Source organism: Sheuella amnicola, assembly GCF_010499255.1.
In the GTDB taxonomy this organism is placed as follows: domain Bacteria; phylum Pseudomonadota; class Gammaproteobacteria; order Burkholderiales; family Burkholderiaceae_B; genus Zwartia; species Zwartia amnicola.
The window spans coordinates 19722-41128 of record NZ_JAAGRN010000004.1; the positions used below are offsets into that span (position 1 = coordinate 19722).

Here is a 21407-nt window from a genome sequence, read left to right on the forward strand (position 1 = left end):
ACTCTGTGTGGAACGAAGCCCGTACGATCAACCGCATTGCCAACACCTTAGCGGTGCTGGCTGTGCTGGCTATGCTCGCGGGCGGTGTGTACTGGTTGATCCAGCGACCTTTTTTCATGTTGCGCACGATCGAAATCGAACCGGCGGGCAACAGCAGCCTCACTTATGTGACTCCCGAGAATTTGCGCACGGCGATTGCCGGAAAGTTAACGGGCAATTTCTTTACGATGAATCTGGATCAGGCCCAGGATGTCTTTGCCGAGGCTCCTTGGGTTCGCAGCGCGATGGTGCGTCGCATCTGGCCCGATACGATTCGCGTCACCATAGAAGAGCAGCAGCCTTTCGCGATTTGGAACGAAAATCAGATGATCAATACCTGGGGACAGGTCTTTACGGCCAACCTGGGGGAGCTCGACGACGATGCGGTGATGCCGCAGTTCGAAGGGCCGGACGGCACGGCCGGTCTGATTGTCCAACGCTATGCCGAGCTCGAGCGATGGTTCGCACCGCTGGATTTATCGGTTCGCAGCATCAACTTAAGCGACCGTTACGCGCTGCACGTGACCTTGTCCAACGGAATGACGCTTGCTCTGGGGCGCGATCCCGGTGCCGAAGCGCCGGATCCGACTGCGGGCATTCCCGGGGCGCTTTCATTTACTGCCAGAATCGAGCGCTTTGTACAGGCCTGGCCCACCGTGAATCAAAAAATTGGAGGGCGTCCCGTGACGAATGCCGATCTTAGATACCCAACGGGCTTTGCTTTGACGCTTGCCGCTTTACCCGAAAACACTCAACCCAAAAAGAAACGATAACGCCATGACACGTGATATCAAGGATCTAATCGTCGCTCTCGATATCGGCACCAGCAAAGTGGTTGCCGTAGTCGCCGAAATATTGCCCGAAGGGCGTTTTGAAGTGCTTGGCCTTGGGCAGCACGAATCGCGCGGGATGCGTAAAGGAGTCGTGGTTAATATCGAAACCACCGTGAACTCGATTCAAAGAGCGCTGGAAGAAGCTGAGCTGATGGCCGATTGCAAAATACGCGATGTCTATACCGGTATCGCGGGTAACCATATCCGGAGCTTCAACTCGAGCGGAATGGTGGCGGTCAAGGATAAGGAAGTCACCGCGATGGATGTCGCGCGTGTCATCGAAACGGCGAAAGCGGTGAATATTCCGACGGATCAGCAAGTCTTGCATGTATTGACGCAAGAATTCATCGTGGATGGCCAGGAAGATATTCGTGAACCGATAGGAATGAGTGGTTTACGTCTTGAAGTCAAAGTTCATATTGTGACCGGTGCAGTGAGTGCCGCGCAAAATATCGTGAAATGCGTGCGGCGCTGCGGGCTGGAGGTTCAGGATCTCATCCTGCAGCCGCTTGCCTCAAGTCTGGCTTGCTTGACTCCCGATGAAAAAGAGCTTGGCGTCGTTCTCGTCGATATCGGAGGTGGAACGACCGATGTGGCGATCTACACGGGTGGGGCGATTCGCCATACGGCCGTTTTGCCGATCGCGGGCGATCAGATTACAAGTGATATCGCGGCAATGTTGCGCACACCCACGCCTGACGCAGAAGATATCAAGTTGCGCTTTGGCGTTGCCAAGCAAGTTTTGGCGAATCCGGACGAAACCCTCGAGGTGCCGGGCCTTGGCGATCGCGGTCCTAAGTTGATCAAGCGGATGGCCTTGGGTGCTGTGATCGAACCTCGCGTTGAAGAGTTGTTTGGCTTGGTGCAGACAGTGATTCGCGACTCCGGATATGAGGATTTGTTGTCTTCGGGAATTGTATTGACCGGTGGCTCATCGCTTATGCCAGGCATGGTCGAGCTGGCTGAGGATGTATTTTTGAAACCTGTTCGTGTCGCGGTGCCTGATTATGAAGGCAGTCTTGCGGATGTCATGAGAAACCCAAGGTTTTCGACCGTGATGGGTTTGCTGGGTGAGGCAAGAATGCAACGCATGCGAGGTCGTAAAGTGGCAGCGCAATCTGGTAGTTTCAAGAGTGTGCTGACGCGCATGAAGGAATGGTTCATGCACTAGGCTCAGTACTAAGTGCGCAAGTACGCCGTATGGAGTATTGTTTAAGGTTGTAAGGAATTGTAGTTATCGAATTGGCACTTAAAGTGCCAAACAGGCGGGCGAGTTCTTAAAACAATGAACCGGTCTGGAGGAGAGGCGTTTCAAATCCGTCGCGGACACTGTCGGCGACGTGTTTGAAACGATTTCTGAATGTAGTTGGGGATATTTAGACAATCGTTTAACTGATATAAGACTTGAGGGAGTCACTCATGATGTTTGAAATGTTAGATACCGTTAATAAAGGTACGGTCATCAAGGTTGTCGGGGTTGGTGGGGCAGGTGGAAATGCGGTCTCCCACATGATCAACTCGGGCGTGCAGGGTGTGGATTTCATTTGCTGCAATACCGATGCGCAAGCTTTGGCTGCGACAAATGCACCTGTGCAAATTCGCCTTGGTCGCACCGGCCTAGGCGCTGGCGCCAAGCCCGATCAGGGTAGGGCTGCCGCGGAACTGGCTCGTGAAGAAATTCGTGCCGCCTTGCATGGCGCCAATATGGTTTTCATTACCGCAGGTATGGGTGGTGGAACCGGTACTGGTGCAGGCCCTGTTGTTGCCGAAGTCGCCAAAGAGCTCGGCATTCTGACGGTTGGCGTTGTCACTAAGCCGTTTTCTTTCGAAGGCGGCAAACGGATGAAAATGTCCGAAGAGGGGATCAGCGAGCTGTCCAAGCATGTTCATTCGCTGATCGTTGTACTGAACGAAAACCTCTATGATCTGATGGATGAGGATGCGACGCAGGCCGATTGCTTCAAGGCCGCGGATGACGTGCTTCATAACGCTTGTGCCGGTATCGCCGAAATCATCAACGTCGAAGGTAACGTGAACGTCGACTTCGAAGACGTCAAGACAATCATGGGCGAACAGGGTCAAGCGATGATGGGCACCGCTGTTGCAAGTGGTCCGGATCGCGCAAAAATAGCCGCAGAACAAGCCGTCGCATGCCCACTGCTGGAAGGTGTGGATTTGAACGGAGCACGTGGTGTTCTGGTCAATATCACAGCCAGCACCAGCCTGAAGATGAAGGAAACGCGCGCGATTATGGATCATATCCGCAGCTTCGCTTCGGATGACGCGACCGTTATTTTCGGTACTGCATACGATGAATCGATGGGTGATAATCTGCGAGTGACCGTCGTGGCGACCGGCTTGGGTCAGAGCAAGGCGCAAAAGCGTCCGATGCTGGTTCCCGAGCCTGAGCATGTCGAGGTTTTGCGTACGGGTACGGATAATGCACCACTTGGCCACGCTTCCGACTTCAGCGTGCCGACTGTGATGCGTAATCCGCGTGCAAGCAACGCAACGGCCCAGGTTCGTGCCTTGGAAACAGCCGGTATGGAGCATTACGACATTCCGGCATTCTTGCGTCGTCAGGCCGACTAAGTTGTGCCACAACAATCCGGTGCTTAAACGTTAAGGCCCCGGATAGTTGAATGATGTCCCTCATAAGGGGTGTTTTGCGACACTCCCTGATAGGCATTCGGGGTTTCCCCTCCCGAGTGCCTATTTGTCTGCTCAAAAATGGTGCAATGCGGGGTAAAAGCGGTATAATGCGGTTTGATTTCAACGACTTCCATCAAGTAGCCCGCCAATGTTTCAGCAACGCACGATCAAACAGGTTGTCAAAACGACAGGGGTCGGTCTGCATTCCGGCCGTCGCGTCGAGCTGACCTTGCGTCCTGCTGCACCGGATACCGGAATCGTTTTTCATCGTGTCGATTTGCCGGAAGTGGTTGACCTGCCTGCACAGGCTGCGATGGTTTCCGACACCCGGATGGCTTCGGTCCTGCAACAGGGCAACGTTCGCGTTTCAACGGTTGAGCATTTAATGTCGGCGCTGGCGGGACTTGGTATTGACAATTTGCATATCGATCTGACTGCCGAAGAAGTTCCGATCATGGATGGCAGTGCGGCAACATTTATTTATCTGTTGAGGTCTGCCGGAGTCGAAGAGCAGGCCCGACCCAAGCAGTTTTTGCGCGTACTTAAGACAGTGGAAGTTCGTGAAGGCGAAGGCAAGGATGCCAAATGGGCCAGACTTGAGCCGCACGATGGTTTTGCATTGGCTTTTTCGATTGATTTTCGTCATCCTGCCATTGACTCCACTGCGAACTTTGCCGAAATCGATTTTGCTTCGCAGTCCTATATCAAGGAAATCGCTCGCGCACGTACTTTCGGATTCGTCAATGAGGTCGAGGCACTGCGCTCCATGGGATTGGCTCGGGGAGGCAGTCTCGACAATGCGATCGTGATGGATGAGTACCGCGTTCTCAATAGCGATGGCCTTCGCTATGACGATGAGTTCGTCAAGCACAAGATTCTGGATGCGATCGGTGACCTCTATCTGATTGGCAAGCCCCTGGTCGCGCGTTATGTGGCCTGTAAATCCGGGCATGCGCTGAACAATCAACTCGCCCGTAAATTGCTGGCTCAGCAAGACGCTTGGGAGTTAGTGACCTATGCGTCACAGACCGAGGCTCCGCAGGCATTCCGCCAAGAGTGGAAACTGGCCTAGTTTTCCGTTTGGTTGCCGTTATTCGCGTGATGGTGTTTAAGCAATTTTGATACGGCATCAGCCAGAGGTCCAGGCCTTAAATTTTGCTTCAGGTCTTCAAACGATTTGAGATCGTTTTCGTCCAGTAATCTCGCTTCCCTAGGTGGTTTTCCGGCTGGATGAAGTCTTGTTCCGCCATGGACACGAAGTTTGATTTCGGCGATATTCCATCCTAAGGTTTGTAAGTGTGTCGAAACCCTCGGTGCCATTTGGCGAAATTTTGCTGCGAAAGCGGCACTCGATACCGTTAGTGTCAGGGCTGTTTGTTCGATCTTGATGACCTCGAAGGCACCTCGCATCGACGCGGGAAGGATTTCCGAGACAGCTGAACGGATTTTCAGATGAAGCTGCGCGGTTGCAAGCACATTTGCGGATTGCGTCTCGTTGCCGAGCCATCCGATCAGGTGTGATGCGGATGAGCCTAGTTTGACGCGTCGCGAGGAAGATGTAGCCATGGAAGGATGTTGTTAGGCATGAAGTTGATCATAATGCACTCGCGCAGTGGTGCGGAAGCGAAAATTTCACTTCAATCGAGATGGCTCGTAGTTTCGCTATGTATTTTATTCGTGATTGCAATGGTGGCGGGGGCTGCCATTCAGAGAATGACATGGTCTGTCAATGCGCCGGTCGAAACCCATGGCAGTCATTTGCAAGATCCCGATCTGTCATTGACGCATGAAACCGTGCATGCCTTGGCCGCCAGGCTCGGCGAAATACAGGCAGGCATGACCAGGCTGGATGGTCTGGGACGTCGTGTTGCCGAGGTGGCAGGGTTACCGCAGGATCGTATCGCATTTGTTCGGGATGTTGAGCAAACGAACACAGTGATTGACGAGATGTTCGTGCCTATGGATGCCCAAGCCGGTCGCCCTCCGGTTTCCGAGCTCGAAAGAAAAATCAACGCCATTCAGGCGGGGCTGGCCAGGCAAGATGATCAATTCTCAACACTTGATCTTCGTCTGACTGCCCTGGTCGCAAGTGTTGGTCACCTCCCTACGACCATGCCAATTAGTACCCATTCTCATCTTAGTTCGACCTATGGCTGGCGGCGCCATCCATTTAATGGGCAAATGAGCATGCATGAAGGGTTGGATTTCAGCGCTCCCGTAGGAACGCCTATTCGTGCGTCCGCCGGGGGCGTGGTCAAGACAGTCTCGTCACATACCGGATATGGCAAGATGGTCGAAGTAGATCATGGCAATGGCTTATTGACACGCTATGCACATGCCCAGACGATTTTAGTGTCTGAAGGCGCATTGGTTACCAGGGGTCAAGTCATAGCTAAAGTGGGATCGACCGGACTTTCGACCGGACCACACCTGCATTTCGAGGTGCGAAAGCATGATAAAGCCCTGGATCCAAGGGTGTTTCTGGCAGGACAGCCCCAAATGGAGGCGATTGCTCGGGCGCCCACCCCGACGAATTTGCCGGGTGTATCCTGGCGGCCCAGATTGCGTTGAATTCTGGCATCAAACAGAGAGTATTTCTGCGCAATCCGTTAAACTCCATGGTTTGTGGGCAAATTTTGCCTTAATTCCTTTCGATAGGTGCTTGCGATTGTCGTAGGCGCTCCCGGGTCAGGTACGCATGCTTTCTCTGTTAAAAAAAATCTTTGGTAGTCGCAATGATCGTCTGCTCAAGCAGTTGCGTCGTCAAGTCTTGCAGATCAACGCTTTCGAGCCGCAAATACAGTCCTTGTCCGACGAGCAATTGAAGGGCAAGACCGAAGAGTTCAAAAACCGTTTGCAAGCCGGTGAGACCCTTGATCAGATTTTGCCTGAGGCATTTGCCGTTGTGCGTGAGGCGGGTAAGCGTGTTTTTGGCATGCGTCATTTCGACGTGCAATTAATCGGTGGAATCGTATTGCATAGCGGCAAGATTGCAGAAATGCGTACGGGTGAGGGCAAGACCCTGATGGCGACGTTGCCTGTCTACCTAAATGCATTACCGGGGCGTGGCGTGCATGTTGTGACGGTCAATGATTATCTGGCTCGTCGCGATGCCGAATGGATGGGGCGGCTGTACAACTTTCTGGGCTTGAGCGTCGGAGTGGTAGTTCCCCAGCAGTCGAATGAAGAAAAAATCGATGCTTATCGCGCCGATATCACGTATGGCACGAACAATGAGTTCGGTTTCGATTATTTGCGCGACAACATGGAATACCAACCCGAGGCGCGACGTCAGCGCGGGCTGGTTTTTGCAATCGTCGACGAGGTCGATTCGATCTTAATCGACGAGGCGCGCACTCCGCTGATCATTTCGGGGCAGGCGGAAGATCATACCGAGATGTATATCAGGATGAACGCAGTGCCCAATCTTTTGCAGCGTATGGCTACCGAGCCGAAGCCGCAGGAGCCTGAACCGGAAGGCCATTACTGGGTGGATGAAAAAAATCACCAGGTCTATTTGTCCGAATCCGGACACGAGCATGCTGAAGGCGTACTGACGCGGCTGGGTTTATTGCCCGAGGGACAGTCCTTATATGAGCCCCGTAACATCACATTGATGCATCATCTGATGGCCGCATTACGCGCGCATAATCTGTTTCATCGTGACCAGCATTATGTTGTTCAAGAAGATGAAGTTGTGATCGTGGATGAATTCACGGGACGTCTGATGGTGGGACGTCGCTGGTCGGATGGTTTGCATCAAGCGGTGGAGGCCAAGGAAGGCGTCAAAATCCAGCTTGAAAACCAAACTCTTGCTTCCATTACCTTCCAGAACTACTTCCGCATGTACGAAAAACTGGGCGGAATGACCGGTACGGCAGATACCGAAGCATATGAGTTCCAGGAAATCTATGGTCTGGAAACGGTGATTGTGCCGACCAATAGGCCGATGGTGCGAGTGGATCAAAACGACCAGATATTCAAGTCGACCCCCGAGAAATTCAATGCGATTCTTGCCGATATTCGTGATTGCCGTGAACGTGGCCAACCGGTTCTTGTCGGCACGACCAGTATCGAGAACTCAGAGCTGTTGTCCGGTCTGTTACAGAAGGCCGGCTTAAAGCATGAGGTACTGAACGCCAAGCAGCACGCACGTGAAGCCGAGATCGTGGCTCAGGCCGGCAAGCCCGGCCACATCACGATTGCCACCAACATGGCAGGCCGCGGTACGGACATTGTTTTGGGCGGAAGCATCGAAAAGCAGATCGAGTTGATTCGTCAAAACGAAAGCTTGAGTGAAGCTGATAAGCTGATTCATATCCAGAAAGTCCGGGATGAATGGCAACCGCTCAACGAACAGGTCAAGGCGGCGGGTGGCTTGCGCATTATCGGCACTGAACGTCATGAGTCGCGCCGAATAGACAACCAGTTACGCGGTCGTGCCGGGCGTCAGGGTGATCCCGGCTCATCGCGTTTCTATCTTTCGCTTGAAGATCCGCTGATGCGAATTTTTGCGGGTGATCGCGTGCGAGCCATCATGGAGCGATTGAAGTTGCCCGAAGGTGAGCCGATCGAAGCCGGCATGGTGTCACGGTCGATTGAATCTGCCCAGCGCAAGGTCGAGGGGCGCAACTTCGATGTGCGCAAGCAGTTGCTTGAATACGATGATGTCGCCAACGACCAGCGCAAGGTTTTATATTCGCAGCGTAATGAAGTGCTTGAGGCTCAGTCTATCGCTGAAACAGTCAATCACTTGCGCGACGGCGCGTTTTCGGATCTTGTCAGGCAGTATGTGCCCGTCGACTCAGTTGAAGAGCAGTGGGATGTGCCGGCATTGCAAATGGCGCTGGAGGCCGATTGGCAGGTTTCGGTGCCATTGGTTGATCTGGTTAAAGAGTCCAAAGGCATTACCGATGAAGATGTGCTGGAGCAGGTATTGCTTGCAGCTCAAAAAGCACATGCCGCCAAAGCGGAAATCGTCGGGGCAGAGTCATGGTCACAGTTCGAGCGTTCGATCATGCTGCAGGTGATGGATTCGCAGTGGCGCGAACACTTGTCCTCACTTGACCATCTGCGTCAAGGTATTCACCTGCGTGGTTATGCCCAGAAAAATCCCAAGCAGGAATACAAGCGTGAAGCATTCGAATTGTTCTCGGATATGCTTGATCGTGTTCGTGATGATGTCGTGAAGGTGTTGATGACTGTTCGCATTCAATCACGCGAAGAGGTCGAGCAAGCTGAGCTTGAAGCATCACAAGCGCACATGCAAAACGTGTCGTATCAGCATGAGAGCTATACGGAATCCGAGTCGTCCAATGCTCAGGAGCAGGATCGTGCCGAGCCCGGGCAAGCCCCGATTCGCAATGTTTTACCCAAGGTGGGACGAAATGAGCCTTGTCCTTGCGGCAGCGGGAAAAAATACAAGCAGTGCCACGGTCAGTTGACCTAAGTTTTGCTATCGGCTCCGAATCTGGCTAGCCGCAAGCCGGATTCGAATGCCGCCATGATTTCCTTTTCGCATTTGAATACCCAATTCCAGGAATGACCGTTTTTGTCGCCTTGTACGTGAAGTCGGGTTGAAAACCAACCTGATTCCATGTCATGTTTATTGATTGAGCTGATCGGAATATCTTCATCCTCAGCGAATTCATTGTTCCAAATCATGATGCGTTGATTTGTGCAAATCAGTGCTTCAGCAGGTTGCTTTTTCGAGTTCGGCAAAAGAATAAAGCTGAAAAACACCTCGTCGTCGTGCATCCGTTCGAGAATGCTGTCGGCATGCTGGGGTGCGGTAATATGAAAAAAGCGTTTTGCGATCAGACCGTTGACACGGGTATTTTGCATGGTCCGAATAATGTCTTCTTTTCTGCTCATGAAATGGCTGTCCAGTCATTGTGTGGCAATGTTGTCCCTACATAGTAATCCCCATTAAACTGCGTCTCGATGTACTTGTACTTAGGGCAGACCCTTCCCAGCGGATTTTCAAATGCACCATGATCTGACTCGCAACACACTAGCAATCGTCGCCATACTTGGATTGATCGGTTTGTCCTTATGGGTTTTGCGCCCGTTTCTGGCTGCAACAGTCTGGGCATCCATGATTGTCGTGGCCACTTGGCCATGGCTAAAAGGGTTGCAACAGTTCTTTGGAGGGAGAAGAGGCCCTGCTGTCACCATCATGACCGTAGGCATGCTTCTGTTGTTGGTTCTGCCGATGTGGTGGGCGATCAGCACGATTGTCGAGCGGTCCGATCAACTCATCGAGTTGGGAAAAAAAGTTGCCAACAATGGTTTGCCTCAGCCGCCCGAGTGGGTCAAAAAAATCCCCCTCATTGGCGGACAAGTGGATGATGCATGGACAAGCTTCGTTGCAGGAGGTGCTCAAGGGTTGATCGAACATGTGAGTCCGTATGCTGCGGACACAGGCAAGTGGGTGTTGGCCCAGTTTGGCGGTTTAGGTGGCATGTTGATTCAGTTTCTCCTAGTGGTAGTGGTCGCTGCCATTTTGTATTCATCGGGTGAAGAGGCTGCCGCTATGGCGCGCACTTTTGGACGCAGGCTGGCTGGTGATCGTGGAGAAAACTCAATGATTCTGGCTGGCCGCGCGATTCGCAGTGTGGCCCTTGGTGTGGGTGTGACCGCAATTGTCCAGTCTTCGCTGGGTGGTATCGGTCTGGTGGTTGCGGGAGTGCCCTATGCCGCCGTATTCACTGCGGTCATGCTGATGCTTTGCATTGCGCAGCTTGGCCCAAGTCTTGTGTTGTTTCCGACAGTTGCCTGGATGTATTGGTCCGGAAACAACGGATGGGCAACTGCGTTATTGGTCTGGTCTTTGTTTGTCGTTAGTATCGATAACTTTTTGCGGCCAGTGCTCATTAAACGTGGCGCGGACTTGCCTTTGCTGCTGATTTTTGCCGGTGTGATTGGTGGCATGCTCAGCTTTGGATTGATCGGTATTTTTGTCGGTCCCGTAGCCCTTGCCGTGACATACACATTATTTCAATCGTGGGCATCCGAGGTGGAGTAGTCTAACGGTAGTGCGGTTGTGCATTTAATTGTTTCCATCGCAAATGCCGAACTCACATCAAGCAGTTCGACTGATCTGATCAGTCTTTTGTAGACGCTGTCATATCTGGCGATATCCGGTACGACGATTTTTAAAAGATAATCCGCATCCCCGCTCAATCTGTAAATCTCGACGATTTCCGGGATGCTGGTTGCCCCCGCCACAAAGCGTTGCATCCATTCTTCGTTGTGTTGACTGGTGCGTATTGTGACGAACGTTGTCAGTCCCAGGTTCAATTTTCCGGCATCACACAGGGCCACCTGTTTTCGGATCACGCCATCTGTTTGCAGTTTCTGAATGCGTCGCCAACAAGGTGTTGGAGTCAGATTGACCTTCGCGGCCAGATCGTTAAGAGAGATGGTTGCGTCTTCCTGCAAAATACGCAAAATTTCACGGTCTTTTTTATCGATTGGCATAATTTTTCTAAATATCTTAATAAATTAGAATTATTTTCTAAAAATATCAGTATTTTATGTAAAAAAGCAAATTATTTTCGAAATTGATCATTAAGATGATGGTTTGAAAAAGTAAAAAGAATATCTAATTCGAATCCTCCCCTCGTATTTCGCCTAGAAAATATGCAAAACCAGCTGGCAACATCCATCTCCACAGGCTCTTCTCGGGCGCATTCAGTCATCATGAATTCATTTTCTAACCATGAAGATTCGCTTTTCGATTTGACCGCGCAAATCCAGCTGGCATGTTGCGAGCAGGCTGTTCTCACCCCCCAGTCGGTGAGAAAGGCATTGGATGAGGCCTTGGTCGGGATGACGGCGACTGAATTGGCGCATCAAATTTTGACGTTGCCGCGCAAGTCCGAAACTTATACGCGGCATATTCTGCATGCGGATCCGAAAGGCCGATTCACGATTGTTGCCCTTGTGTGGGAAAAAGGCCAGGCTAGTCCTGTGCATGCGCACTTTACGTGGTGCGCATACAAAGTACTCAACGGCGTATTGAGCGAATCGCATTTCGAGTGGGACCGCTCTGCACAACAGGCCAGGCTGACCGGTGAGGTTGAGCGGCCGTCCGGACAGAGCGTATGTGGACACGCCGGTCTCGAATTGATTCATCAATTGGGAAACCGGCAGGAACAACCGGCAGTTTCAATTCATGTATATGGCATGGACTCCGATCGCATTGGTACACATGTGAATCGTTTGCTGGTTTGCGACCATCACGCCTAGTGCTTAGCATCGCGCGATTTTGCCCATCACCGATGGACTGAAGGACCTTAAAGCAAAAAGAGCGTTGCCAGTCCGAGAAAAATAAAAAAGCCTAGCGAGTCCGTGGCGAAGGTCAGCAAAACCGATGAACCCATGGCCGGATCTTTGCCAAAGCGTGAACGGACGATCGGTACGAGCACGCCTATCATTGCGCCAACCAGCATATTGCATATCATCGCAGCCATCATCACTAGCGCGATGGGGATGGACCTTGAAATGACCCAGGCAAAAATCGCGGCAACGGCACTTCCCGCCAAGCCAACCAAAAATGTCACGAGCATTTCACGCTTGACCAACTGCCATACGTTTTTGTCGGTGATTCGGCCAACCGCGAGAGCGCGAATAATGAGCGTCATGGTCTGATTGCCCGAGTTGCCGCCGATTCCGGCAACAATGGACATCAGGAAAGCCAGCATTACGATGGTGCTGACGGTTTCCTCAAACTGCGAAGCGACAAATGAAGCGATGGACGCAGTACAGAGATTTAATATCAACCAGGGTGCGCGGTTTTTTAGTGCCATGATGACCGGCGCAAAGATGTCTTCTTCCTGCATACCTGCACGAGACAGCGCTTGCTCGTCGGAGTCTTCGCGGATCACGTCCACAACCTCGGAAATCGTCACGCGCCCCACCAGTCTGCCCAGATCGTCGACAACCGGTGCGGAGACCAGGTCATAGCGCTCGAACGCACCGGCCGCCTCGGAGTCGGCATCCAGCGGGCTAAGTGAAAGGTAGTCCGTTCCCATCACATTTCGCACTTCGACTTCGGGTTCGTTGACCAGAAGCGATGACAAGGTCAATGTGCCCAGCAACTTATCCTGACGATCGACGACAAAGATTTGATCGGTGTGATCGGGTAATTCGGGTAATCGTCTCAAGTATCGAAGCACCACTTCAAGCGTTACATCCTCGCGGACGCGAACCATCTCGAAGTCCATGATCCCGCCAACGCTGTCGTCCGGGTAGCCCATTGCCTCTATTAATCGGGCGCGCTCTTCAACGGTCAGGCCTTTCTGCACTTCGGCTACAACATCGGGCGGCAGGTCCGGGGCAAGGTCCGCTAATTCATCGGCGTCCATGCTCTCGGTGGCCGCCACGAGATCCTTTCGGTCCATCGCCTCAATGAGCGATTCTCGTACCCAGTCGTCAACTTCGAGCAGAACATCGGCGTCGTGCTCGGCGCTGACAAGCTTCCAGATTAGTTGCCGTTCCGAATTGGGCAGTGATTCGAGGATAAAGGCGATATCCGCTGGGTGCAGATCGTTGACGAGTTCTTTAAGTTCGGCTTCATGCTGACGCTGTAATAGTCCCTCGACAAGCGTTGCGCGTTCATCGCCTTCTTGTTGACGATGCACCAGGTTTTCGACCAGTTCATGACGGTGCAACAGCTCTTGAACCTGGGCAAGGGCTTGTTGCGCGTCTTCAGGGTCTAGCCTGCGAACGGAGGGGGAAATGTCGGTGGTTGTCTGAGCCATGAAGACCACGTGAGGCTAGCGGATGAACAAGCAAGATTATGCTTGAAAATAGCCTACGTGGTTGAAGCCGGGCTCGATTTCAGGCAACAAATTTTACAAGCGTATAGCCACCGAAAGCCAAAATCAAAAACAGAATGAACGCTAGCGCCAAAACCCTGGGCCCGGCTTGGCGCATCTGGGCAAAGCGGGTTTCTATGCCCAGTGCTGTCATCGCCATGGTTAATGCAAAAACATCCAGTGCGCGCATGGTTTTGAGTACGTCCGGCGGGATGATATTGGCTGAATTGATCAGGGCAAATATCAGAAAGAAAATCGCAAACCAAGGGATTGGCAGCTTGGGCTTTGTCTGACCGGGAGCGAGTTTTGCGCTTGCGGAACGCTGTAGCCACAAACCTAGCAAAATGAGCAGTGGAACAAGTAATGCGACCCGGGTCATTTTGACGATGGTGGCAACCTCGGTGGTTGCTGCATCGATATTGCTGGCTGATCCAACAACTTGGGCCACCTCGTGAACCGTGCCACCCAGAAACATTCCGAATGAGCGGGTGTCCAGGTCAATCCAACCTAGCTGAAACGCCAGCGGATATACAAACATCGAAATCGTGCCGAATAAGACGACGGTCGCGACTGCGACAGCACTTTTGTGAGGGGGGGCTTTGAGAGTGGATTCAAAAGCCAGAACGGCGGCGGCGCCACAAATTGCGCTGCCCGAGGCGGTCAGCATGGCTGTGTCGCGGTCAAGCTTGAGAACTTTCGTGCCGATCCAGGTGCCGATGAACAATACCGACAGAACGACGCCTGTAGAGATGATGAGACCAGGCGCGCCAATCTCGGCAATTTGCTGGATGCTGATGTTCAATCCGTAAAAACCGACAGCAATTCGCAGGAGTCGCCGGGCAGTCCAGTGCACGCCAACGCCCCAGCCAGCGGGCATCGTGCCGCGCAGAAAATTTCCGTAGAGCATTCCACAAACGATACCGACAACCAGCGGGCTTAATCCCAGCGATTTGACGAAGGGGAAGGCTGCGACTTGAACAACGGCCGCTGCAAGCAGACCGACAAACAGCATGCCATTGACTTGGTCGCGCCATGGCGAGGCGCCTGCTGAAACTTGCTGTGACATGCTGGCTTTTAGCTTATTACTTTTGGCTATGAATGGTAGACCGAGATACTACCTTTTAAACCAATCTTCCGCCAGTTTTACCCAATAAGTCGCACCAATCGGCAACAGATCGTCGTTAAAGTCGTAGGATCCATTGTGCAGCATGCAGGGGCCGAGCCCATGGCCTGCGTCGCGATGGTCGCCTTGACCGTTGCCGATCCAGACATAACATCCGGGCACTTCCAGGAGCATATAGGCGAAATCTTCGGCGCCCATCGATGGCTGGATCTGGGAATTGACATGCTCGGAGCCAACAATTTCCTGCATCACTTTGACGCAAAATGCCGTTTCTTCGGGGTGGTTGATCGTTGGCGGATAACTGCGGGTGAACAGGAAATCGGCCGTGGCCCCCATGGCGTTGGCCGAGTGCTCGACGACTTCGCGCATTCTTTGCTCGACCAGATCAAGTGTCTCGAGCGTGAAAGTGCGAACGGTTCCGCGCATGACGGCTTCGGTCGGAATGACGTTATCGGCACTGCCTGCATGAATTTGAGTGATGCTCAGGACCGCGGCGTCCAGAGGATTGCGATTGCGGGTGATGATTGTTTGCAAGGTTTGGGCAATCTGGACGGCCGTCATGACGGGGTCGATACCCAGATTCGGCATACCGCCGTGAGCGCCTTTGCCTTTAATGGTGATGCAGAATTCGTTACTGGACGCCATGATCGGGCCGGGAGTGACACCGAAAGAGCCGACGGGCATGCCTGGCCAATTGTGCATGCCGAAAACAGCCTGCATGGGAAATTTTGTGAACAGTCCGTCATCCATCATGCGCTTGGCGCCTGCACCTGCCTCTTCGGCGGGCTGGAATATGACGTAGACCGTTCCGTCGAAATTGCGCGTTTCGGCTAGGTAGTGCGCGGCGTTGAGCAACATTGCCGTGTGGCCGTCATGACCGCAACCATGCATTTTTCCGGTGTTTTGACTGGCGTGAGCAAACGTATTGAGTTCTTGCATCGGCAAAGCATCCAGATCGGCTCTCAAGCCGATGGCGCGAGAACTGCCGCCTTTACCCTTGATTTCTCCGACAACTCCTGTGCCGCCCAATCCCCGGTGAACTGTGATGCCCCACTTTTCGAGCGCCGCGGCGACAAGGTCCGAGGTACGTTGCTCTTGGTAGGACAGTTCAGGGTGCGCATGGATGTCGCGCCTGACTGCACGAATTTCGGATTGCCAGTTGAGAAAGGGTTCGAGGATTTTCATTCGTTACGCCATCACGAAAGGATTACAAGGGGTATTATCGGTGAAAAGCATTGCTAAAGCGTAATAACCCCCAAATGTTATGAATATTCCGCAGCCGTGGCGCACGAGTTATCCGGAAGGGATGCCAGTCGAAATCGACCTCAATGCCTATTCTTCACTGAATGACTTATTAGGTCAGGCGTGTAAAAAGCATGCGGATCGGGTGGCGTGCATCGCTCTGGGTGTCCCAATGACTTTTCGGGAGCTTGACTCCAACGCAAGGGCTTTTGCGGCGTGGCTGCAGTCACTTAATTTATCTGAGGGTTCTCGGGTCGCACTCATGATGCCCAACGTGCCGGCGTATCTGGTCGCGCTGCTGGGTGTACTGAAGTCGGGAATGGTGTTGGTGAACATCAATCCGATGTTTACCCCCAGAGAGTTGCAAGGTCAGTTACAGGATAGTGGCGCACAAGTCATCGTTGTTCTGGAGAATTTCGCGCACACGCTTGAGCAAGTCCAAGGGTGTGATGCGTTGCTGCATCGCGTTGTGGTATCGCCTGGCGATATGCTGGGGCGATTCAAGAGGCCGCTGGTGAACTGGGTTGTTCGACACGTCAAAAAGATGGTGCCTCGTTGGCGATTGCCCGATGCCCGGCACTGGCGTGATGTCTTGAGGCTAGGCCAGGGGCTTGATTGGCACCAGCCTGCGATAGATTCGAATTCTCTTGCTGCGCTTCAATATACGGGCGGAACAACTGGTGTGCCCAAGGCAGCCATGCTGACGCACGGAAATCTGGTGGCGAATGTATTGCAGATCGAGGCGATTGCCTGGCCCGCATTGCATACAGTAAAGGGCAAACCGCTGAATATGTTGACTGCTTTGCCGCTCTATCATGTGTTTGCCATGACGGTATGTGGCTTGTATGGAATTTACGCCGGAATGACCAACTTGCTTGTCATGAATCCGCGTGATCGTCCTGACTTGATCAAAATCTGGCGGCGACATTCCGTTCATATCTTTCCGGGCGTCAACACATTATTCAAAGTTCTTTTGCAGGAACCTTCATTTCATCAATTGGATTTTTCGTCGCTGCGGCTCGCTTTTGGCGGTGGAATGGCCTTGCAAAGCGCAGTGGCCAAACAGTGGTTTGAGCTGACCGGTCATCCCTTGATCGAGGGGTACGGTTTATCCGAGGCTTCCCCTGTAGTCACCGCCAATCCGACGAATGCGACGACTTTTTCAGGAAGTATCGGGTTGCCGCTGCCCGAGACTGAAGTGTTGATCGTTCGTGAAGATGGCCAATCTGTTGCCTTTAAAGAGCATGGTCAGATTGCTGTGCGAGGCCCACAAGTGATGCGAGGATATTGGAATGCGACGAAAGAGATGTCCGCAGCGTTGCGGGAAGATGGTTTTTTTCTGACTGGCGATGTTGGATGGATGGACGAGCGCGGTTACATATTCCTGGTTGATCGACTAAAGGATATCGTGATTGTTTCCGGGTTCAATGTCTACCCCAGTGAGGTTGAGGCGGTGGTGGCGAATCATCCGGCAGTGCTAGAGTGTGCGGTGATCGGCGTGCCGGATGAAAACACGGGAGAGGCGCTGCAATTGTTTGTCGTCCCTAAGGATGATTCGTTGACTCATGATCAGTTGAAAGATTGGTGCGCTCGCAATCTCGCGCGGTATAAATGCCCCCGGTCGATCGTGTTTCGTCCCGAATTACCAAAAAGCACAATCGGCAAAGTCTTGCGTCGTGCTTTGAAAACAATTGAATGAGTTAAGAAATTGTCGAGTATCGAAGCACTTCACTTGCAATCACGCTGGCGTGATCGCCAACACTTCACGATTCTGGATGCCGATTTCGGAATAGGTTTGCGTTTTCTTGACATATGGGCAGACTGGCAAGCGCATCCCCAGCGCCCAGACCGGTTGCACGTGATTGGTTTGGTGAATGCGTTGCCCGATGCGATCGCATTGAGCAAGCAGTTTGCTCTTGCTGCATCGACGGCAAGGAAAGTATGCGTGGACAAGCTCATTAACGCATGGCCCTTGAATCTTCCGGGGTTGCATCGAATGGATTTTGAGGATGGAGCGGTCACCTTGACGCTGCTTGTGGGCGACCGGGGTCTTTCGCTTGAACGTTTACGGGCCAAGGTGGATTTGTTCTGTCTATCATCGGAGGATTTGACGGATGATTTATCTGCGCAGGGCAAATTATTTGAAACGTTAGTGAGGCTGGCCGGCCCTGATGCCGACATTGTGTTTCCCGCAGGCCTTGATGTCGATTATCGTGAACTGACTGAACGTTTGAACAAGCGTTCGCATTCAACCACTTCAAATTGGGAGCAGTTCGCCCAAAAGCCTTTGGATCGTTGTGCAATAGTCGTGGGAGCGGGCTTTGCGGGGATGGGCGTCGCGCATGCCCTTGCATTGCGGGGCTGGGCAGTGACGGTGATCGATAAAAAATCAGCTTCAAATCCATCGACCTCTGGTGAAATGGCTTTCACTACTCACGCTCGTCATGTCTCTGCTGCGCAGACTCCGATGGTGTCGCGAGATGATGATTTGCGCGCGCGCTTGTCCAGGGCAGGAAGTTTGAGGTCAATGGCTCGATGGCGCCATCTGCCGAAAACCGTCGTCAATCGTTGCGGAGCGATTCAGTTACAACGCGATCAGGGCCGCATAGTCGATTTGTCTTCGGTTCTGGCTGCGTTGCGCTTTCCGACTGAATGGGCAAGGTATGTCGATGCGCAGGAGGCTAGTGTTTTATCGGGTCGCAAGCTTGCGCGTGGGGGTATTTATTTTCCGACTGCGGCTCAAGTTAACCCGCAAGGTTTGATCGATGCACTCGCATGCACCCCCGGTATTCAGCTATTGGAAGGCGATGTCGATCGGCTTGCCAAGGCAAATGACCAGTGGCTCGCGCAGGATGCGGGTGGAAACATCCTCGCGCAGGCTCCCTACGTAGTCGTCGCCAGTGCCATGGACAGTTTCAATATTCTCAATAGAAGCCATGTTTTGCCGGAGGATTCCAGGCTTTCCAAAATGCATGCCTTGGCAGGAGAAATCACGTTATTGCCCAATGAGGCACTTGCAGGTGGTCCCCGCTGCATCGTGAGCGGAGATGGCTATGTTCTGCCAGCTGTGGATGGGTTTTGTGTCGCAGGCAGTAGTTATGTGCATGGTGCCACTCAGGCCGTGTCGACTGCCGAGGGCAGGATCGGCAATCTCAAGCGAGCTGCTGGATTGTTGAATCAGCCTCACATACCGCAAGATCTGTGTGAAACAGCCTTGCCCGGTTGGGCCGGCTGGCGAGCGGTCATGCCAGGCAGGTTACCGGTAGTCGGGCCCGTACCCGAGACCTACGGGTTGTGGGTTGCCTGTGGTTTCGCCTCGCGAGGCCTGACCTGGGCGCCCTTAGCAGGTGATTTGATTGCCGCGGCCCTGAACGCCGAGCCTCTTCCTCTGGAAAACGATATAATTGATGCGATTAGCGCTATTTAGAATAGTTTTCGTCCCAAAAGGCCATAAAAAATATAACTTAGGTTGGCTTTACGTCACCTAGGCTGGTACACGGCTACATATCAAATCATGCAACTCGATACGCTCAAACTTGTCGACACACTCCCTACCAGAGTCGTATTCGACACGGGCGCTGGAATGAAACTGGTGATTGAGCCCCACGCGCCCGGGGTATATCGTTTGCGTTGCGGCAAACCCGAGCTTGTGGCTGCAGATATCGCGCCGGGAGCGCGTGCACGTGTCCATTCCGAAGTGTTGCTTGCCAGACCCGAGGCGATTGGTGAGGCAGTGACCGAACCATTAGCAGGTTCAGCCAAGGGGTGGGGTATTGCTCAAGGCGAAATCGTGCTTGAAGTGACTGCCCAGCCTTTTGCCTTGAATCTGAAGCGCCAGGGCAAGTCTGTCCTTAGCCTGTCTGAAACGGGTGTTCATTGTGAAGAGGGTGTCTGGACCGTAGGACTGAATCTGGCTGCGACCGAGAAGATTTATGGATTGGGCGAGACACATGGCGACCTGAATCGACGAGGCGAATATATCGTTTCCGATGATACCGAGCATAGGGCATTGCCCTTGGCCTGGAGTACGTCCGGTTGGGGTGTTTACGCCAATACGCTTGGCTTGATTTCGCACGATCTCGGCTCCGAAAACCCGGGCGAGTATTTGATCGCTTTGGAAGATGTCACGCTGGATCTGTTTTTGTTCGCCGGCGAACCCGCTGAAATCCTGAATCAATATACTCAATTGACCGGAAGAGCCGGACAGCCTGTCTTATGGTCGATGGGTGTCTGGATCGAGCAGCACGAGGGCCAGACGGCAACGCAGACCGCCGAGGTGATTGCCGAGTTTCGTCGTCAGCAGGTGGCAATCGATGGCGTATTGATGCTGCCACCGGCAGCCTGGACTTACCAGGACTCGAAGCTGCTGCCTGAATGGGATGCAGTCCGATTTCCCGATCCAAAACAGATTCTTGAGCTTTTCGGCAAACATGCCGCGCACCTTTGTCTTCAGACGTTGCCTGCAGCACTTGCGGATTCGCCCACTTTTGCCGAACTAGAAGATCGTGGCTGGCTGCTTGCGACCGAATCGGGCGATGCCCATGTGTTCCCCGGGGTCCCTGCCACCGGTAATCAACCCTTTGGCTTGCTCGATCTGACGCATCGCGATGTATTGAATGCCTGGTCCGAGCGCCATCGTCAGTTGATGGAAGAGGGCGTGGGCGCCACGGCTTGCGATGTTCAATTCGAAATTCCCGACTCTGTCGTCGCTCGTGGTGGCGAGTCGGGTGCAGTGTTACGCTCGATTTATCCGGCCCTGGCTCGTCGCGCCTTGTTTGATGCGGCAGCAGGACAGAAAGTCCCGCCAGAAGGCATTGTCTTCAGTTCGGATTTGTTCGTTGGTGCGCAAAGGCTGCTATGGCAGTCAGCCCCTCGCGTCTCGAACGACTGGGCCGGTTTGCAACATACCTTGCGCACCGCATTGTCAGTAGGAGCAAGCGGTATTCCGGTTCAGATGCACTCTATTGGCAATGCATCCGGATCTGTCGACCAAATGACACCCGAGCTGTATCTGCGTTGGTTGGGCATGGCGGTTTTTTCGGCCAACTTTTGTTTTCAGGCTCATCCCAAACTGATACCCACAGCGTTTGACGAAGCAACCCGGGCGCATATTCAAAACTGGTTGCAATGGCGTTATCGGCTGGTTCCTTATGTGTTGGGGGCGATCGAGGATGCTGCGCGCACCGGATTGCCGGTGCAGCGTTCGATGGCGTTGTCATTTCCCGCGGATGAAGAGGCGCATCGTTGGGATACTCAATATCTTCTGGGTCCGGCTTTATTGGTTGCGCCCGTGATGCAACCTGGCGAGGATGTTCAGGTCTATTTGCCTAAAGGCGAGGCATGGTGGGATTTGAATACCGGCTGGCGCTACGAAGGTGGCACTGTCTGGACAATTAAGTGCGGTCTTGATTCGATCCCCGTGTTTGGTCGCGAGGGCCACATGCTTTGCCTCGGACCGACGGCCTACCATACCGGTGAGTTCAATTCGGCTCGAATTCTGGATGAAGTATGGATGTTTGGCATGCCCATGAACAACCCGGTCGTCATGCGCAATAAAATTCGCGTGATGCAAATGCAAGGTTCGAGTTATATCAAGGGCCTTGAGGGACTTAAGATTTCTCCTTCGGAAGGCCTTGAGGTCAAGCGCCGTGGCGCCGAGGTCAGGATCTCCCGCGCCAGATAACGGAGCATCCG

17 protein-coding genes are annotated in these 21407 nt (G+C 53.0%); 11 read left to right on the plus strand and 6 right to left on the minus strand.

The genetic code is table 11. The annotated features are described in order from the left end of the window. The first annotated feature begins 5 nt into the window (after window positions 1-5). The 4 genes from G3I67_RS06630 to lpxC all read left to right on the plus strand — a co-directional run bounded on the left by G3I67_RS06630 (window position 6) and on the right by lpxC (window position 4596). A complete protein-coding gene (locus G3I67_RS06630) occupies window positions 6-812 on the plus strand; it encodes a cell division protein FtsQ/DivIB (RefSeq protein ID WP_163653051.1) in 807 nt (268 codons plus the stop codon). Window positions 813-816: 4 nt separating this feature from the next. Further along, window positions 817-2043, plus strand: a complete 1227-nt coding sequence (gene ftsA / locus G3I67_RS06635) for a cell division protein FtsA (protein WP_163653054.1) — start codon at window positions 817-819, stop codon at window positions 2041-2043. Window positions 2044-2291: 248 nt separating this feature from the next. Beyond that, window positions 2292-3464 carry a cell division protein FtsZ gene (gene ftsZ / locus G3I67_RS06640; protein WP_163653058.1) on the plus strand — a complete coding sequence of 391 codons (1173 nt, stop codon included), beginning with the start codon at window positions 2292-2294 and terminating at the stop codon, window positions 3462-3464. Window positions 3465-3672: 208 nt separating this feature from the next. After that, window positions 3673-4596, plus strand: a complete 924-nt coding sequence (gene lpxC, locus G3I67_RS06645; RefSeq protein WP_163653062.1) for a UDP-3-O-acyl-N-acetylglucosamine deacetylase — start codon at window positions 3673-3675, stop codon at window positions 4594-4596. On the opposite strand, the gene G3I67_RS06650 is transcribed toward lpxC, so the two are convergent. After that, window positions 4593-5090, minus strand: a complete 498-nt coding sequence (locus G3I67_RS06650; RefSeq protein WP_163653065.1) for a DciA family protein — start codon at window positions 5088-5090, stop codon at window positions 4593-4595. The genes lpxC and G3I67_RS06650 overlap by 4 nt on opposite strands. A gap of 18 nt (window positions 5091-5108) precedes the next feature. On the opposite strand from G3I67_RS06650, the gene G3I67_RS06655 reads away from it, so the two are divergent. Next, a complete protein-coding gene (locus G3I67_RS06655) occupies window positions 5109-6095 on the plus strand; it encodes a M23 family metallopeptidase (protein ID WP_163653068.1) in 987 nt (328 codons plus the stop codon). A 127-nt stretch (window positions 6096-6222) separates the two neighbouring features. After that, window positions 6223-8973: a preprotein translocase subunit SecA gene (secA, locus tag G3I67_RS06660; RefSeq protein WP_163653085.1), complete on the plus strand. Its 2751-nt coding sequence runs from the start codon at window positions 6223-6225 to the stop codon at window positions 8971-8973. Here the strand turns inward: secA and G3I67_RS06665 are convergent. Then, window positions 8970-9398, minus strand: coding sequence for a hypothetical protein (locus G3I67_RS06665; protein ID WP_163653088.1), 429 nt, complete (start codon window positions 9396-9398; stop codon window positions 8970-8972). The two genes, secA and G3I67_RS06665, sit on opposite strands and share 4 nt — an antisense overlap. A gap of 112 nt (window positions 9399-9510) precedes the next feature. Between G3I67_RS06665 and ydiK the strand changes: the two genes are divergently transcribed. Beyond that, complete coding sequence (gene ydiK / locus G3I67_RS06670) at window positions 9511-10551, plus strand: AI-2E family transporter YdiK (RefSeq protein ID WP_163653091.1); 1041 nt, start codon at window positions 9511-9513, stop codon at window positions 10549-10551. Here the strand turns inward: ydiK and G3I67_RS06675 are convergent. Next, window positions 10524-11000 carry an Lrp/AsnC family transcriptional regulator gene (locus G3I67_RS06675; protein WP_163654056.1) on the minus strand — a complete coding sequence of 159 codons (477 nt, stop codon included), beginning with the start codon at window positions 10998-11000 and terminating at the stop codon, window positions 10524-10526. The genes ydiK and G3I67_RS06675 overlap by 28 nt on opposite strands. Window positions 11001-11228: 228 nt before the next feature. Here G3I67_RS06675 and G3I67_RS06680 point away from each other — a divergent pair, with 228 nt between their 5' ends. Continuing rightward, window positions 11229-11777 carry a cysteine dioxygenase family protein gene (locus tag G3I67_RS06680; protein WP_163653094.1) on the plus strand — a complete coding sequence of 183 codons (549 nt, stop codon included), beginning with the start codon at window positions 11229-11231 and terminating at the stop codon, window positions 11775-11777. Window positions 11778-11824: 47 nt separating this feature from the next. Here the strand turns inward: G3I67_RS06680 and mgtE are convergent, their stop codons facing one another. The 3 genes from mgtE to G3I67_RS06695 all read right to left on the minus strand — a co-directional run bounded on the left by mgtE (window position 11825) and on the right by G3I67_RS06695 (window position 15656). Next, window positions 11825-13291: a magnesium transporter gene (mgtE, locus tag G3I67_RS06685; protein ID WP_163653097.1), complete on the minus strand. Its 1467-nt coding sequence runs from the start codon at window positions 13289-13291 to the stop codon at window positions 11825-11827. A gap of 79 nt (window positions 13292-13370) precedes the next feature. Then, entirely contained in the window at window positions 13371-14414 is a 1044-nt protein-coding gene (locus tag G3I67_RS06690) for a YeiH family protein (protein ID WP_163653100.1), read from the minus strand. Window positions 14415-14462: 48 nt separating this feature from the next. After that, complete coding sequence (locus G3I67_RS06695) at window positions 14463-15656, minus strand: M20 aminoacylase family protein (protein WP_163653103.1); 1194 nt, start codon at window positions 15654-15656, stop codon at window positions 14463-14465. A 79-nt stretch (window positions 15657-15735) separates the two neighbouring features. On the opposite strand from G3I67_RS06695, the gene G3I67_RS06700 reads away from it, so the two are divergent. The 3 genes from G3I67_RS06700 to G3I67_RS06710 all read left to right on the plus strand — a co-directional run bounded on the left by G3I67_RS06700 (window position 15736) and on the right by G3I67_RS06710 (window position 21396). Next, complete coding sequence (locus tag G3I67_RS06700; protein WP_163653106.1) at window positions 15736-17412, plus strand: AMP-binding protein; 1677 nt, start codon at window positions 15736-15738, stop codon at window positions 17410-17412. A 9-nt stretch (window positions 17413-17421) separates the two neighbouring features. Then, window positions 17422-19140, plus strand: a complete 1719-nt coding sequence (gene mnmC1, locus G3I67_RS06705) for an FAD-dependent 5-carboxymethylaminomethyl-2-thiouridine(34) oxidoreductase MnmC1 (protein ID WP_163653109.1) — start codon at window positions 17422-17424, stop codon at window positions 19138-19140. Between the two features lie 87 nt (window positions 19141-19227). Then, window positions 19228-21396 carry a glycoside hydrolase family 31 protein gene (locus G3I67_RS06710; RefSeq protein WP_235931767.1) on the plus strand — a complete coding sequence of 723 codons (2169 nt, stop codon included), beginning with the start codon at window positions 19228-19230 and terminating at the stop codon, window positions 21394-21396. Window positions 21397-21407: the final 11 nt, after the last annotated feature.

What these genes read in the sequence shown, in the direction of transcription:
- ftsA (WP_163653054.1), top strand. Translation starts at nt 817, where the DNA reads ATGACACGTGATATCAAGGATCTAATCGTCGCTCTCGATATCGGCACC.
- ftsZ (WP_163653058.1), top strand. Translation starts at nt 2,292, where the DNA reads ATGATGTTTGAAATGTTAGATACCGTTAATAAAGGTACGGTCATCAAG.
- lpxC (WP_163653062.1), top strand. Translation starts at nt 3,673, where the DNA reads ATGTTTCAGCAACGCACGATCAAACAGGTTGTCAAAACGACAGGGGTC.
- G3I67_RS06650 (WP_163653065.1), bottom strand. Translation starts at nt 5,090, where the DNA reads ATGGCTACATCTTCCTCGCGACGCGTCAAACTAGGCTCATCCGCATCA.
- G3I67_RS06655 (WP_163653068.1), top strand. Translation starts at nt 5,109, where the DNA reads ATGAAGTTGATCATAATGCACTCGCGCAGTGGTGCGGAAGCGAAAATT.
- secA (WP_163653085.1), top strand. Translation starts at nt 6,223, where the DNA reads ATGCTTTCTCTGTTAAAAAAAATCTTTGGTAGTCGCAATGATCGTCTG.
- G3I67_RS06665 (WP_163653088.1), bottom strand. Translation starts at nt 9,398, where the DNA reads ATGAGCAGAAAAGAAGACATTATTCGGACCATGCAAAATACCCGTGTC.
- ydiK (WP_163653091.1), top strand. Translation starts at nt 9,511, where the DNA reads ATGCACCATGATCTGACTCGCAACACACTAGCAATCGTCGCCATACTT.
- G3I67_RS06680 (WP_163653094.1), top strand. Translation starts at nt 11,229, where the DNA reads ATGAATTCATTTTCTAACCATGAAGATTCGCTTTTCGATTTGACCGCG.
- mgtE (WP_163653097.1), bottom strand. Translation starts at nt 13,291, where the DNA reads ATGGCTCAGACAACCACCGACATTTCCCCCTCCGTTCGCAGGCTAGAC.
- G3I67_RS06690 (WP_163653100.1), bottom strand. Translation starts at nt 14,414, where the DNA reads ATGTCACAGCAAGTTTCAGCAGGCGCCTCGCCATGGCGCGACCAAGTC.
- G3I67_RS06695 (WP_163653103.1), bottom strand. Translation starts at nt 15,656, where the DNA reads ATGAAAATCCTCGAACCCTTTCTCAACTGGCAATCCGAAATTCGTGCA.
- G3I67_RS06700 (WP_163653106.1), top strand. Translation starts at nt 15,736, where the DNA reads ATGAATATTCCGCAGCCGTGGCGCACGAGTTATCCGGAAGGGATGCCA.
- G3I67_RS06710 (WP_235931767.1), top strand. Translation starts at nt 19,228, where the DNA reads ATGCAACTCGATACGCTCAAACTTGTCGACACACTCCCTACCAGAGTC.